General features: G+C 72.1%; 12 protein-coding genes. 11 read left to right on the forward strand and 1 reads right to left on the reverse strand.

Annotated elements, in window-relative coordinates; translation table 11 throughout:
- The 3 genes from IE249_RS13400 to IE249_RS13410 all read left to right on the forward strand — a co-directional run.
- On the forward strand, positions 1 to 1,005 hold a 1,005-nt coding region (locus tag IE249_RS13400; RefSeq protein WP_229858355.1), incomplete at its 5' end, for a sensor histidine kinase.
- A gap of 403 nt (positions 1,006 to 1,408) precedes the next feature.
- Positions 1,409 to 1,705, forward strand: a complete 297-nt coding sequence (locus IE249_RS13405) for a DUF4193 domain-containing protein (RefSeq protein WP_003997302.1) — start codon at positions 1,409 to 1,411, stop codon at positions 1,703 to 1,705.
- A gap of 13 nt (positions 1,706 to 1,718) precedes the next feature.
- Positions 1,719 to 2,684 carry a hypothetical protein gene (locus tag IE249_RS13410; RefSeq protein ID WP_189705037.1) on the forward strand — a complete coding sequence of 322 codons (966 nt, stop codon included), beginning with the start codon at positions 1,719 to 1,721 and terminating at the stop codon, positions 2,682 to 2,684.
- Between the two features lie 41 nt (positions 2,685 to 2,725).
- Here IE249_RS13410 and IE249_RS13415 read toward each other — a convergent pair whose 3' ends face one another.
- Positions 2,726 to 3,202: a DUF3093 domain-containing protein gene (locus IE249_RS13415; RefSeq protein ID WP_189705038.1), complete on the reverse strand. Its 477-nt coding sequence runs from the start codon at positions 3,200 to 3,202 to the stop codon at positions 2,726 to 2,728.
- Positions 3,203 to 3,259: 57 nt separating this feature from the next.
- Between IE249_RS13415 and IE249_RS13420 the strand changes: the two genes are divergently transcribed.
- From IE249_RS13420 to IE249_RS37140, 8 genes are all read left to right on the forward strand, one after another.
- The gene (locus IE249_RS13420; protein WP_189705039.1) at positions 3,260 to 3,844 is read left to right on the forward strand and encodes a PaaI family thioesterase; all 585 of its coding nucleotides are present in this window, start codon (positions 3,260 to 3,262) and stop codon (positions 3,842 to 3,844) included.
- Positions 3,841 to 4,428, forward strand: coding sequence for a dUTP diphosphatase (dut, locus tag IE249_RS13425; RefSeq protein WP_229858356.1), 588 nt, complete (start codon positions 3,841 to 3,843; stop codon positions 4,426 to 4,428). The genes IE249_RS13420 and dut overlap by 4 nt, the downstream gene beginning before the upstream one ends.
- A gap of 1 nt (position 4,429) precedes the next feature.
- Positions 4,430 to 5,191 carry a DUF3710 domain-containing protein gene (locus IE249_RS13430; protein ID WP_189705040.1) on the forward strand — a complete coding sequence of 254 codons (762 nt, stop codon included), beginning with the start codon at positions 4,430 to 4,432 and terminating at the stop codon, positions 5,189 to 5,191.
- Positions 5,192 to 5,349: 158 nt separating this feature from the next.
- Positions 5,350 to 6,042 (forward strand): ABC transporter ATP-binding protein, encoded by a 693-nt coding sequence (locus IE249_RS13435; RefSeq protein ID WP_189705041.1) that lies wholly within the window; start codon positions 5,350 to 5,352, stop codon positions 6,040 to 6,042.
- A gap of 141 nt (positions 6,043 to 6,183) precedes the next feature.
- Positions 6,184 to 8,754, forward strand: coding sequence for an ATP-binding protein (locus IE249_RS13440; protein ID WP_189705042.1), 2,571 nt, complete (start codon positions 6,184 to 6,186; stop codon positions 8,752 to 8,754).
- Entirely contained in the window at positions 8,751 to 9,437 is a 687-nt protein-coding gene (locus IE249_RS13445; RefSeq protein ID WP_189705043.1) for a response regulator, read from the forward strand. The genes IE249_RS13440 and IE249_RS13445 overlap by 4 nt, the downstream gene beginning before the upstream one ends.
- Before the next feature lie 43 nt (positions 9,438 to 9,480).
- Positions 9,481 to 9,879: an OB-fold nucleic acid binding domain-containing protein gene (locus tag IE249_RS13450; protein ID WP_086727869.1), complete on the forward strand. Its 399-nt coding sequence runs from the start codon at positions 9,481 to 9,483 to the stop codon at positions 9,877 to 9,879.
- A 3-nt stretch (positions 9,880 to 9,882) separates the two neighbouring features.
- On the forward strand, positions 9,883 to 10,400 hold a 518-nt coding region (locus IE249_RS37140; RefSeq protein ID WP_229858358.1), incomplete at its 3' end, for a DUF3159 domain-containing protein.

Below are 10,400 nucleotides of genomic sequence, written 5' to 3' on the forward strand. Positions count from 1 at the left end.
CAGGTCCAGAGCGACGTCTGCAACTTCCCGCAGCAGACGACCGCGTCCGACCTCAACCACGCGATGAACCAGTGTGTGAACCAACAGCGTCAGCACGCCCTGGACGACCTGCTCAGCCGCTCGCTGCTGGCCCTGCTGGGCCTCGCGGTGATCGCCTTCGCCTTCGGCTACGCGATGGCGGGCCGCGTGCTGTCCCCGCTCGGCCGGATCACCCGTACCGCGCGCGCGGTGGCCGGCTCGGACCTGTCCCGGCGGATCGAGCTGGACGGCCCCGACGACGAGCTGAAGGAGCTCGCGGACACCTTCGACGAGATGCTGGACCGCCTCCAGCGGGCGTTCACGGCGCAGCAGCGCTTCGTCGGGAACGCCTCGCACGAGCTGCGCACACCGCTGGCGATCAACCGCACCCTGCTGGAGGTCCATCTGTCGGACCCGCAGGCACACGTGGACTTCCAGCAGCTCGGCAGGACCCTGCTGGCCACCAACGAGCGCAGTGAGCAGCTGGTCGAGGGCCTGCTGCTGCTCGCCCGCAGCGACAACCAGATCGTCGAGCGCAAGCCCGTGGACCTCGCGGAGGTCGCCTCGCAGGCCGTCGACCAGGTGCACGCGGAGGCCGAGGCCAAGGGCGTCAAGATGCGCGGCGAGCGCAAGCCCGCCGTGGTCCAGGGCAACGGCGTGCTGCTGGAGCGGATCGCTCTGAACCTCGTGCAGAACGCGGTGCGCTACAACGTGCCCGAGGACGGCTGGGTGGAGATCACCACGGACGTGCAGCACGGGCAGGCGGTCCTCGTCGTCACCAACACCGGGCCGGTCGTCCCGGCGTATGAGATCGACAACCTTTTCGAGCCCTTCAGGCGGCTGCGGACCGAGCGCACGGGCAGCGACAAGGGTGTGGGTCTCGGCCTGTCCATCGCGCGTTCCGTGGCGCGGGCGCACGGCGGGCACATCTCCGCGCAGCCCCGCGAGGGGGGTGGTCTGGTGATGCGAGTCATGCTGCCGATCTGAGATCATGGCGCCCGCCGGGAGCCGACACACGGGGGTGTTCGCTTTGGGCGGAAATCCTCGGAGCCCTGCCCGGGTCCTTCGTGTGTGATCGATCACATGGGCGGTTTTCCGGGCATCCACACTCTGTGATCATGAGGCCGCCGAAAAGCCGGGAAAATCCGGGTTTTCGGGGGTCCTGATCACGGGAAGTACACGGTGAGACCGCTTTGTAGTGCGACATTCGGACCGTGTACGGTCCCGATCGCCATCCAAGCCGATCACTCTTGAGGAGTGCGGTTGGGTGTCGATTGAGTAACAGACCTTGATGTGAGGCAAAATCTCCGCCTCGGGTCGGGCACAAGTCCGGCCTCTCACGCGTTACGTGCGCTGGAGACACCGCAGACACCCAGAGGGGGAGAGCGACATGGCAACCGATTACGACACCCCACGCAAGACCGACGACGACGTCGACTCGGACAGCCTGGAAGAGCTGAAGGCCAGGCGGAACGACAAGTCGACCTCCTCAGTGGACGTCGACGAGTTCGAGGCCGCCGAGGGCCTGGAGCTGCCCGGGGCCGACCTCTCCAATGAGGAGCTGGCCGTCCGGGTACTGCCCAAGCAGCAGGACGAGTTCACCTGCATGAGCTGCTTCCTGGTGCACCACCGCAGCCAGCTGGCCCGGGAGAAGAACGGTCAGCCGATCTGCCGCGACTGCGACTGAGGGCGGGTCGGCCGTGACTGGCTCGACCCCTCCCTGGAAGCGCCGCTTCCCGCGTGGGAAAGCGGACTCGGAGCCGTCCCACGGCTCCCACGGCGCGCGTGACCCCGAGCGAGGCCCGTCCCGTACGTCCGGCACCACCGGATCGTCGGGATCGGCCTCGCTCGAACCGCTGTCCGGGCGCGGTGACCCCGCCGCCCCGGCGGCAACCCCCGCACCCGGCACCCGGCCGTCCGGGGCCCGGCGGGCGGCGATCCGCGACAGGGCCGGGCAGGCGGCCCGCAACGGCCTGCGCCACGGCCGGGTGCGCATCACATCGGGACTGGGCTACGTCACCGACCGGATCGTCGACATCGCCCCCCGCATCCCGGTGCGCGACCTCGCCACGCTCCGCCGGCAGTTCCCGGGCCTGGACCCCGAACAGCTCGCGGACAAGCTGGTGGCCGGCGCGGCGGCCGGGACGTCCGCGGTCGGGGCGGGAATCGGCGCGGCGGCCATGCTGCCGGTGCCGCCCGCGATGCCGACCGAACTGGCCGCGGAGATCACCGGCGTGGCGGCGATCGAGCTCAAGCTGATCGCCGAGCTCCACGAGGTGTACGGGGTGCGGCCCCCCGGAGGAATCAAGGCCCGCAGCACCGCGTATCTCAACTCATGGTCGGGGGAGCGCGGGATCGACGTGACGAAGCCGTCGACAGTGGACGCGGCCCTGGGCGGCCGGATGAAGCGCCAGCTGCGCCAGCAGATCATGAAGCGGACCGTGCGGGACCTGCCCAACCTGATGCCGTTCCTGGTGGGCGCCGCGGTCGGCGCCACTCTGAACCGGCGCGACACCAGGAGACTCGCCGCCCGCATCCGCGCGGACCTGCGCAAGACCCAGGTGCCCTGGGAGGAACTGCCCGCGCTGCCGCCCCTGGACGCCCCCAAGGATCCCCTGCGCATGGAGGACGTCACCGACGTCCCGCCCGACGAGCCGGGACGCTGAGGGGTCACTCGTACGGGCCATGAGGGCCCGTACGACGACCGTCACGCCGCTCCGGGCGCCGCCGCCTGCCGGGCCTCCCGCAGGGCCGCGGCCAGCCGCTCCGGCTCCCGCGTCGACAGGTAGAGGTAGGGCGTCGGGTCCTCCGGGTCGGTGACCTCCACGCGCAGCGCGGTCGGGATGTAGGCGCGCAGCAGCAGGAACGCGCGCGTGTCGGCCTTGTAGGTGCGCCAGGCGCGCGCCTCCTCGGCGTCCAGGATCTCCGCCGCGCCCAGCGCCGTCACCGGCACCTTCGCCTCGCCCGCCAGCAGCAGGCCGCCGACCACGCGGATGCGCACCGAGCCGTACGAGCTCGCCACCACGGCCGCGGCCGCGGTGCCGCCGACCAGGCCGCCGAGCATCGGCAGAGTGCCGAAGGGCAGCAGGATCAGGGCGAAGGAGACACCGATCAGGAAGCTGATCAGCCACCAGGAGCGGGGCGCGGTCAGACGTTCCTCGTAGGGCTGGGCGGAGGGCTGCATGGAGCTAGCTTGGCACGGTGTCCGCGATCCCCGGACGCGCGGGTAAGGTCTGCGCCTGTGAGTGGTAGTTCCGCAGCTCTTCAGCCCCCCGCCGACGCCGTGACACCCGTACGGCATCCCGACGCCCCCGCGCCCGGCGAGCTCCTCGGCGCGCACTACGGCGAGTGTTTCGGCTGCGGGGGTGAGCAGCCGCACGGGCTGCACCTCCAGGCCCGCGCGGGAGAGGGCGTCAGCATCACCGCCGAGTTCACCGTGCAGCCCGCCCACCAGGGCGCGCCCGGTCTCGCGCACGGCGGAGTCCTCGCGACCGCCCTGGACGAGACCCTCGGCTCGCTGAACTGGCTGCTGCGCACGATCGCGGTGACCGGCCGGCTGGAGACCGACTTCGTGCGGCCGGTGCCGGTCGGCACGACCCTGTACCTGGAGGCCGAGGTCACCGCCGTGGCCGGGCGGAAGATCTACTCGCGGGCCAGCGGACGCGTCGGCGGCCCCGAGGGGCCGGTCGCCGTCCGCGCCGAGGCCCTGTTCATCGAGGTCAAGGTCGACCACTTCGTGGACCACGGCCGGCCGGAGGAGATCCGGGCGGCCATGAGCGATCCGGACCGGATCCGGCGCGCCCGCGCCTTCGAGGTGAACCCGTGAGCCGGGACCGCTCCGACGACTCCGCGAGCCCCGTGAGCCGCGGGCCCCTGGACGTGCTGATCCGGCGCGTCGATCCGGACGTACCGCTTCCGGCGTACGAGCACCCCGGCGACGCGGGCGCCGATCTGCGGACCACCGTGGCCTGCGAACTGGCGCCCGGAGAGCGCGCCGTGCTGCCCACGGGCGTGTCTGTCGCGCTCCCCGAGGGGTACGCGGCCTTCGTGCACCCACGTTCCGGCCTCGCCGCCCGCTGCGGTGTCGCCCTCGTGAATGCCCCGGGGACGGTTGATGCCGGGTACCGTGGGGAGATCAAGGTGATCGTGGTGAATCTCGACCCGCGCGAGTGCGTGCGGTTCGAGCGCTTCGACCGGATTGCCCAACTGGTCGTCCAGCAGGTCGAGAGGGTCCGCTTCCAGGAGGTGGCGGAGCTTCCCGGCTCGGCGCGGGCCGAGGGGGGCTTCGGGTCCACCGGTGGCCACGCCGCGGTGGACGGCGGGAGCGGCACAAGCGGTCCGGCCGCCATGAGCGGCCAGACGGGTGGGAATCGATACGCTTCGGTCGTATCCGACCGGGAAGGACAGTGACGTGTTCGGACGTCGCAAGAAGAAGGGTGCCGCCGAGGACGCGGCCGGCGAGGCCGAGCAGGTCGTCGACAGCGTCGACACCGAGGCGGACGAAGAGGTCGAGCACGAGCGGGTGAGGCTCGAGCCCGAACCGCGGCCCGACGGGCCCTGGGACAGTTCCGAGGTGCGCGACCCCGCGGAGGGCCGCGTGGACCTGGGCGGGCTTTTCGTGCCCGGTGTGGACGGCATGGAGCTGCGGGTGGAGGTCGCGGGCGACGCGATCGTCGCGGCGACCGTCGTCCTGGGGGACAGCGCGGTCCAGCTGCAGGCCTTCGCCGCGCCCAAGCGCGAGGGCATCTGGGGCGAGGTGCGCGAGGAGATCGCCACCGGCATCACCCAGCAGGGCGGCATCGTCGACGAGGTCGAGGGACCGCTGGGCTGGGAGCTGCGCGCCCAGGTGCCGGTGCAGCTGCCGGACGGCACGGGCGGCTTCCAGGTCGTGCGGTTCGTCGGTGTGGACGGTCCCCGCTGGTTCCTGCGGGGCGTGATCTCGGGCCAGGGCGCGGTGCAGCCGCAGGCGGCCGGGCTGCTCGAGCAGATCTTCCGGGACACGGTCGTGGTCCGCGGCGAGGGCCCGATGGCGCCCCGCGACCCGATCGTCCTGAAGCTTCCCAACGACGCTCAGATGGTGCCGGAGGGCGTCCAGCAGGACGAGGGCCAGTCCCGCTTCGCCGGCGGCATGGGCCAGCTCCAGCGCGGGCCGGAGATCACCGAGGTCCGCTGACAGGGACACTCACGGTGAAGGGCCGCACCTCCCGGGGTGCGGCCCTTCACCGTGCGGCCCTTCGCCTGTGGGAGATCGGCCGTGCGGGAGGTTGAAGGGGCCCGCGCGGGTGGTGATACTGGCGCCCGGTCCACGGGGACAGCGACGGGGGAGGGCGCATGAGCCAGGTCGTCACCGAGACGATGGTGCGGGTGGAGAACGTCCACAAGTCCTACGGGCAGGGCGCGGCCGCCGTGCACGCCCTGCGCGGCGTCTCCTTCGAGGTGCCGCGCGGCGAACTCGTCGCCCTCAAGGGCCGCTCGGGCTCCGGCAAGACCACGCTGCTCAACATCGTCGGCGGGCTGGACCAGCCGGACGAGGGCAGCGTCCACGTCGACGGCAGCGACCTCGGCGGACTCGGCGAGGACGGCCTCCTCGCGCTGCGCCGGGACCGCGTGGGGTTCGTCTTCCAGTCCTTCGGCCTGCTGCCGATCCTCACCGCCGCGGAGAACGTCGGCGTGCCGATGCGGCTGCGCCGCGCCGACCCCCGCGAGCGGGAGGAGCGCGTCGAACTGCTGCTCTCCCTGGTCGGCCTCGCCGACCACGCCCGGCAGCGGCCCGGTGAGCTCTCCGGCGGCCAGCAGCAGCGCGTGGCCATCGCCCGCGCGCTCGCCAACGACCCGGTGCTCCTCATGGCCGACGAGCCGACCGGCCAGCTGGACGCGGAGACCGGCCTGGCCGTGATGGAGCTGCTGCGCGCCGTCGTCCACAGCCGCCGGGTGACCGCCCTGGTCGCCACCCACGACGCGGCACTCCTGGACCTCGCCGACCGCGTCCTGGAACTGCGCGACGGCGAGGTGACCGAGCAATGACGCGCCTCGCCGCGGAGCGGCACGGGCGGCGTCAGGGTTGCGTCAAAGACGTTCCCCCGGCTTCACCGGGTCCCATTTGTCGCGATTATTGGCCGTAGGGTCGACGCAGCGTACACGGGTGTCACGGAAGACAATGGGGCCATGGGACGCGGCAAGCTTCGGATCTACCTCGGTGCGGCACCGGGCGTCGGCAAGACCTACGCCATGCTCTCCGAGGCGCACCGCCGGGTCGAGCGCGGCACCGACTGCGTCGTCGCGTTCGTGGAGCACCACGACCGCCCGCGCACCGAGGTGATGCTGCACGGCCTGGAGCAGGTCCCGCGCCGCCGCCTGGAGCACCGCGGCGGCAGCTTCGCCGAGATGGACGTCGACGCCGTGCTGCGCCGCGCGCCGGCCGTCGCCCTGGTGGACGAGCTCGCCCACACCAACGTCCCCGGCTCCCGCAACGCCAAGCGCTGGCAGGACGTGGCGGAACTGCTCGCGGCCGGCATCGACGTCGTCTCCACGGTCAACATCCAGCACCTGGAGTCCCTCGGCGACGTGGTCGAGTCCATCACGGGCGTACGCCAGCGCGAGACCGTACCGGACGAGGTGGTGCGCCGGGCCGACCAGATCGAGCTGGTCGACATGTCCCCGGAGGCGCTGCGCCGCCGCATGGCGCACGGCAACATCTACAAGCCCGACAAGGTCGACGCGGCCCTGTCCAACTACTTCCGCCCCGGCAACCTCACCGCACTGCGCGAGCTGGCCCTGCTGTGGGTGGCCGACCGGGTCGACGAGTACCTCCAGCGGTACCGCAGCGAGCACCGGGTCTCCCGCATCTGGGGCTCTCGCGAGCGGATCGTGGTCGGACTGACCGGCGGGCCCGAGGGCCGCACGCTGATCCGCCGGGCCGCCCGCCTGGCCGAGAAGGGCGCCGGAGGCGAGGTGCTGGCCGTCTACATCGCCCGCAGCGACGGCCTGACCGCCGCCTCCCCGAAGGAGCTGGCCGTCCAGCGCACCCTCGTCGAGGACCTCGGCGGCACCTTCCACCACGTCGTCGGCGACGACATACCGGCCGCCCTGCTCGACTTCGCGCGCGGCGTCAACGCCACCCAGATCGTGCTGGGCTCCTCGCGCCGCAAGAGCTGGCAGTACGTCTTCGGGCCCGGCGTCGGCGCCACCGTCGCCCGCGAGTCGGGCCCCGACCTCGACGTGCACATCGTCACCCACGGCGAGGTCGCCAAGGGCCGAGGGCTGCCCGTGGCCCGCGGCGCGCGGCTCGGGCGGGCCAGGATCGCGTGGGGCTGGGTCGTCGCGGTCCTCGGCCCGGTGGTGCTCGCGCTGCTGCTGAACACCGTGGACCTCGGCCTCGCCAACGACATGCTGCTGTTCCTCACCCTCACGGTGGCGGCGGCGCTGCTCGGCGGTCTGCTCCCGGCGCTCGCCTCCGCGGCCGTCGGCTCCTTCCTGCTGAACTACTACTACACGCCGCCCCTGCACCGGCTCACCATCGCCGACCCCAAGAACATCGTCGCCATCGCGATCTTCGTCGGCGTCGCCGTGTCCGTGGCGTCCGTGGTCGACCTGGCCGCCCGCCGCACCCACCAGGCGGCCCGGCTGCGCGCCGAGGCGGAGATACTCTCCTTCCTCGCCGGAAGCGTCCTGCGCGGCGAGACCAGCCTGGAGGCGCTGCTGGAGCGGGTCCGCGAGACCTTCGGCATGGAGTCGGTGGCCCTGCTGGAGCGGCAGAGCGACGTGGACCCCTGGACCTGCGCCGGCCGGGTCGGCACGGACCGGCCCCTGGAACGCCCCGAGGACGCCGACGTGGACATGCCGGTCGGCGACCACATGGCGCTCGCCCTGACCGGGCGGGTGCTGCCCGCCTCCGACCGCCGCGTGCTCGCCGCCTTCGCGGCCCAGGCCGCCGTCGTACTGGACCGCCGCCGCCTCCAGGAGGAGGCCGACCGGGCCCGCGCCCTGGCCGAGGGCAACCGCATCCGCACCGCGCTGCTCGCCGCGGTCAGCCACGACCTGCGCACCCCCCTGGCCGGGATCAAGGCGGCCGTCTCCTCGCTCCGGTCGGAGGACGTGGAGTGGTCCGAGGAGGACCGGGCGGAACTGCTGCAGGGCATCGAGGAGGGCGCCGACCGGCTCGACCACCTCGTGGGCAACCTGCTCGACATGTCCCGCCTGCAGACCGGCACGGTCACCCCGCTCATCCGCGGCATCGACCTCGACGAGGTGGTGCCTATGGCGCTGGGCGGCGTGCCCGAGGACAGCGTGGACCTCGACGTCCCCGAGACGCTGCCCATGGTCGCCGTGGACGCGGGCCTGCTGGAGCGGGCCATGGCCAACATCGTGGAGAACGCCGTGAAGTACAGCCCGCCCGATGAGCCGGTGCTGGTCTCCGCCAGCGCGATGGCCGACCGGGTGGAGGTGCGGGTCGTCGACCGCGGGCCGGGCGTCCCGGACGAGGCGAAGGACCGCATCTTCGAGCCCTTCCAGCGCCACGGCGACGCGCCCCGCGGCGCGGGCGTCGGCCTCGGCCTCGCGGTGGCGCGCGGCTTCGCCGAGGCCATGGGCGGCACGCTGAACGCCGAGGACACCCCGGGCGGCGGCCTCACCATGGTGCTGACCCTGCGCGCGGCCGGCACGCGCCCCGAGCAGCTCCACGCCGGCGGTTCCGAGTGGGCCGGGCGGCCCGTACACCCCGAAAGGCAGGTCTCATGACCCGGGTGCTGGTGGTCGAGGACGAGCCGCAGATCGTGCGCGCCCTCGTGATCAACCTCAAGGCACGCCAGTACGAGGTCGACGCCGCGGCCGACGGCCGGACCGCCCTGGACCTCGCCGCCTCCCGCCACCCCGACGTCGTCGTCCTCGACCTGGGCCTGCCCGACATGGACGGCGTCGAGGTGATCAGGGGCCTGCGCGGCTGGACCCGGGTGCCGATCCTGGTGCTGTCCGCCCGGCACTCCTCCGACGAGAAGGTGCAGGCGCTGGACGCGGGCGCCGACGACTACGTCACCAAGCCCTTCGGCATGGACGAACTGCTGGCCCGGCTGCGCGCCGCCGTCCGCCGCGCCGAGCCCGTCGGGCCGGGGGACGACGACGTGACGACGGTGGAGACGGAGGGGTTCACCGTCGACCTGGCCGCCAAGAAGGTCAACCGGGGCGGCAAGGACGTACGGCTCACGCCCACCGAGTGGCACCTGCTGGAGGTGCTGGTGCGCAACACCGGGCGGCTGGTCAGCCAGAGGCAGCTGCTGCAGGAGGTGTGGGGGCCGTCGTACGGCACGGAGACGAACTACCTGCGGGTGTACATGGCGCAGCTGCGGCGGAAGCTGGAGGCGGATCCCTCGCACCCCGAACACTTCGTCACCGAGCCCGGAATGGGCTACCGCTTCGAGAAGTGAGCGCGGTTACGGTGCTGTCGGTGGGCCCCGGTACGCTTCAGATATGAGTGCTGTTCCTCGTTCCGAAAAGCCGGTGGGCCGGTTCCGGCGCATGCTCGACCGGCTCTCCTCGTCGCAGGAGGACCTGGAGTCCGAGGAACTGCGGGAGGACGCCGAGACCGCGGGCTGTACCCGCATCGGCGACTGCCACGACCGCCAGATCGTCACGGTTACTGGTACCTTGCGCACGGTCACCCTCCGTCCGCGTGCCGGAGTCCCGGCCCTGGAGGCGGAGCTGTTCGACGGCACCGCCGCCCTGGACGTGGTGTGGCTCGGCAGGCGCTCCATCGTGGGGATAGAACCGGGGCGCAAGCTGATCGCATCGGGCCGGATCTCCATGAGCCGGGGCCGCCGGGTGCTGTTCAACCCCAAGTACGAATTGCGACCCCTCGGACGGGAGTAGCCCGTGACGTCACTCGACAAGCCGACCGAAGAGACGACCGCCGACGAGGCCAGGGCGGTGACGGAGGCCGCGCTTTTCGAGGCGTTCGGCGGGGTCCGGGGCATGGTCGAGACGGTGCTGCCCGGTCTCCTCTTCGTCACCATCTTCACGATCAACAAGGACCTGCACTGGTCGGCGATCGCCGCGCTGGGCGTGTCCCTGGTCCTGGTCGTGGTCCGCCTCGCCATGCGGGACACCGTCAAGCACGCCTTCAGCGGCGTCTTCGGTGTCGTCTTCGGCGTGGTCTTCGCGATGATGACCGGCAACGCCAAGGACTTCTACCTGCCCGGCATGCTCTACACGCTGGGCCTGGCGCTGGCCTACATCGTGACCACCCTCGCCGGCGTCCCGCTGATCGGCCTGATCCTCGGCCCGGTGTTCAAGGAGAACCTCTCCTGGCGCACCCGCAATCCGGGCCGCAAGAAGGCCTACGCCAAGGCGAGCTGGGCCTGGGGCCTGATCCTGCTCGCCAAGTGCGCGAT

Origin of the sequence: Streptomyces anandii JCM 4720 (assembly GCF_014650655.1) — a bacterium.
In the GTDB taxonomy this organism is placed as follows: Bacteria; Actinomycetota; Actinomycetes; order Streptomycetales; family Streptomycetaceae; genus Streptomyces; species Streptomyces anandii.